This is a genomic window from Halanaerobium congolense (genome assembly GCF_004366375.1).
Taxonomy (GTDB): Bacteria; Bacillota; Halanaerobiia; order Halanaerobiales; family Halanaerobiaceae; genus Halanaerobium; species Halanaerobium congolense.
Genome location: NZ_SOEF01000047.1, coordinates 11332 through 14578, shown reverse-complemented (window position 1 = coordinate 14578; position 3247 = coordinate 11332). Strand labels below are relative to the sequence as shown.

The following is a 3247-nucleotide window of genomic DNA, read 5'->3' as shown; positions in this document are numbered from 1 at the left end:
CACAAAGTTAGCACTCAACTAATTACGGGTATGATAGCCAACTTTGCACCAGGTCTGTTGACATCGGGCACACCGCGAATCCCAGTATCGTTATACGCAATAATGATTAAACAGCAGCAAATAAAGAGAAAAGATAAAAGAAGGGTTGGAGCATCGTTAAATGTTATGAATTAACTCCTGCAAACGAAGGAAATAATAACTGCAAGTTTTGAGTGGTTCAAACAATAGACCTAGGTAATTATAATTTAGCGGTTTATTTGCATATATCAATAAATAAATTAGTCACTGTTCGATCTTCACGAATTTCGTGAAGATGTAATATAGTAAAGAATATACGAAGGCTTGCTGGTTAAGTGTTAAAATCAATATTCAGTAAGTTGAAGTAGAGTTAAAATTTTTACGTTGCAAATCATTACAGCGCATAACATGGGATTGAAGATTCCGCTGTCGCTCCATCCAAATTTATTCAGCAAGGGCAGTCGCCCTAGGCTTCATGAACTTCTTAAATCCCAGTAACGTTAGACGAAATTACCTAAGAAGGTGGTGAAAAAAATTATGGGTAAAAAGGTAAGTCATTTAGAAATGATCCAAAATGTAATTGCAAGATTGTCGCATAATTCATTCTTAATTAAAGGTTGGACTATAACTTTGATATCAGCATTTATTGTAATTGAAAAAAGTAATTTAAATACCAGTTTATTATATATTGCAGTATTTCCAACGTTACTTTTTTGGATTATTGACAGTTATTTTTTATATCAAGAGAGATTATTTAGAAAGTTATTTAATAAAGTAAGGTTATTAGATGAGAAAAAGATTGACTTTTCTATGGATACTAAAAAGTTTAAAGAAATTACTTGGATTAAAACTTTTTTTTCTAAAACATTATTTATATTTTACGGTTTAATATTATTAGGATTAACTATATTAATTTTATATGGGGGTAATAATTGTGGCTAAAAGAGTATTTTTCAGTTTTCATTATAAAGATGTTTCTGATTTTAGAGCTAATGTGGTAAGAAATAGCTGGATTACACAAGATAGAAAAGCTTCTGGTTTTTTTGATGCGTCTATTTGGGAGGAAGCAAAAAAGAAAGGTGTAAAAGCGCTTAAAAGACTAATTGCTGATGGACTGAAAAACACCAGTGTATCTTGTGTTTTAATAGGAACAGATACTTATTCTAGAAGATGGGTTAGGTATGAAATCATTAAAAGTCTTGCTAAAGGTAATGGTATTTTTGGGGTATATATTCATAATATTAAAGACAAGTATGGGAATGTAGCTATTCAAGGGCATAATCCTTTCGATTATTTAGCTGTAAAGTATAATGAAGAAGGAAATTATCTTTCATTTCTTGAATATAAAAATGGACAGTGGATTAATTATAAGGATCATGATGGATACTCAATTAAAAGTGATATTGCTAATCGAGGAAAAGCATTAAAATTATCTTCTTTTTACAATACATATGATTGGGTTTTTGATGATGGTTATACTAACTTTAATAAATGGGTAGATAAAGTTTCTAAATAAGTCCGGTAACATCGTCTAACAGCAAGGTTTACGGCTTCACTATCGTTTCGCCCAAATTTCAGTGCCTAACATAAGAGCTATGTAAGGCACTGAAACTTCGTAAACCTGCGGGACGTTATCTGAAATCAGCTTTTTGAAGGGAGATATTAATGACTAAATTAAATCAAAAATTTCCGGAAACAGAGATTGAATTCAAAGTACTCATGGAAAATATTGATAAAAAATTAAGGCGAGAAGAAATTCCTATGGTAAGTCGCCCATTTCATGCAATTGGCAAAATATCAGAAAAATACTCTGTTGATTTAAAAGTAAATCCTCCTAATAGATCTCCTAAACCTGGTATTTATTATGGAGATGATTTAGTTATTAGAATTATGAACTGGTATGATAAAAGATATAATAAAAATCTTAAATCAGAGTTTTCTATTGGGAAAATCATTGTGGAAATAAAAGATGACCCCTGGTTAATGAAACTTCCTTTATTATATGGTAAATTAAATTTTATTGTTTCACCTTTAAAAAAGACTTTCGAAAATAATGATAATATTCATACATATAACATATTAGACAGTATAGATAATTTAACAGATGAATTAAGAAATTCTTTAAATCAAAATGAATACAAAAATATTTTTAAAACATTTTTATTAGGTTGGGAGTTTTATACAAAAATAACTATAATCGAAAATATAAAATTTGTTCAAGAAGCTCTTCATGATTTCGACGCAGCTGTTTTTCATTTAATAAATCGCCCTAAAGCAGTTGGACTCTCAAAATGGTCATCATTACAAGCAGTAGAAAAATTATTAAAAGCTTGGTTAAAAGAAACAGCTGGGGAATTTCCAAGAACACATAAATTAAAAGAACTTGCTAAACTATCAAAAGAGCAAGGTTTAAAGGATATACCAAATTCTTTAATTGAAGAAGTAAGTTGTAAACCAGGAATAAGATATGGGGAAAAGAATATTAGTATTCAAGATGCATTGACAGCTCACAATTCATCATTAAAGATTGCAGTAATAATTTTACAATCATTTGAAGCTAAATATTAAATTAAATGAAATGAATTAATAGCTGACTTCAGATAACATGGGATTGGCGTCATGACTTCTGTCATAAAGCTTGCAGGTTAACCAATAACGAATATGAAAAAGCAAGCTTTACGCCAGTTCCTGACGGAACCAGTCACGAGCGCAAATCCCAGGAACGTTATACGACATTAAACTAAGTAAGTATGTTTTCAGCTTAAAAAGAACGAGATGGATTTGTATAACCCTCTCGAATAATTTAAGATCATTAATAATAATTAAACCATTAATTTTAAATTTTTTGGTTAAGATCAAAATAATTCAATGTTAAATCGCATTAGAAAAATTTCAAGTGTAAAGTCTTAATGAGCGAAAAGTGTAAAAAATTATTTAGCATTTTAAAATTTTCTGCTGTAAATCTTAATGAAATAAGTTTCATGAAGATAGCAAATTCAAAGTATCAATGATAAGTAGCAGCAACTAATAATAAATGAATTAAAACAGAAAAGAGATAATAAAAGATTTATCCGCCTAACAGTCACAGTCGTGACATTAGGCTGCCTCAGTATCTTTAGTCGTAGAAGTATCAAGATGGATTGACGAGATGTGCTTTAGAAAATCAAAAAAAGAGAAATAATAATTAAACCTGTTACTATGCAGGAATTTTTTTCTTTTACATGAAGTA

Annotated in this window: 3 protein-coding genes; all 3 read left to right on the top strand. The window is 29.7% G+C overall.

Going from position 1 to position 3247, the window contains the following annotated elements:
• Window positions 1-555: 555 nt before the first annotated feature.
• Window positions 556-960 carry a hypothetical protein gene (locus tag C7954_RS12425; RefSeq protein ID WP_134060174.1) on the top strand — a complete coding sequence of 135 codons (405 nt, stop codon included), beginning with the start codon at window positions 556-558 and terminating at the stop codon, window positions 958-960.
• Window positions 953-1534: a TIR domain-containing protein gene (locus C7954_RS12420; protein ID WP_134060172.1), complete on the top strand. Its 582-nt coding sequence runs from the start codon at window positions 953-955 to the stop codon at window positions 1532-1534. The genes C7954_RS12425 and C7954_RS12420 overlap by 8 nt, the downstream gene beginning before the upstream one ends.
• 149 nt (window positions 1535-1683) lie before the next feature.
• On the top strand, window positions 1684-2586 hold the full coding sequence (locus C7954_RS12415; RefSeq protein WP_134060171.1) for a HEPN domain-containing protein: 903 nt from the start codon (window positions 1684-1686) through the stop codon (window positions 2584-2586).
• Window positions 2587-3247 lie beyond the last annotated feature (661 nt).

Bases quoted from the DNA above. Each gene is read 5' to 3' on its own strand.
- C7954_RS12425 (WP_134060174.1), top strand. From the start codon at position 556: ATGGGTAAAAAGGTAAGTCATTTAGAAATGATCCAAAATGTAATTGCA.
- C7954_RS12415 (WP_134060171.1), top strand. From the start codon at position 1,684: ATGACTAAATTAAATCAAAAATTTCCGGAAACAGAGATTGAATTCAAA.